General features: G+C 50.3%; 1 protein-coding gene. It reads right to left on the bottom strand.

The window, feature by feature from the left end; all coding sequences use genetic code 11:
- Positions 1-143: 143 nt before the first annotated feature.
- The coding region (locus tag AC1RPX_RS07810; protein WP_429609019.1) for a LysM peptidoglycan-binding domain-containing protein at positions 144-348 on the bottom strand (205 nt) is incomplete at its 5' end.

Here is a 348-nt window from a genome sequence, read left to right on the forward strand (position 1 = left end):
AGTGAACTGTGGGGACCAGTGCGCGTGTGGTCCATGCTATGTGTATGAAGTGCAGCACGTTCAGAGCTTCTAGTGGGAACTCTGTGCCGTTTATGAACAAGCTGACTTCTATACGATCTTTAATTGCGAAACTCATACGCCCCTCAGATCATAATCGGCTGTTGCTGTTGCTGGCTCTTGACCTGTGCACTCACATAGCCCTGAATGGCCGACTTAGTTGGAACGTTGATAGTCATACCCGGACAAATTTCGGACAACGGATCAGTTATGCCGTTATAGGCCATAAGTGCGCGCCACAAGCTTGTGTCTCCGTAGAACTTGTAGGCCAGCCCCGGAAGATTGGCCATG

The sequence above is a fragment of the Dellaglioa sp. CoH-56-MRSF-14 genome (genome assembly GCF_056782115.1).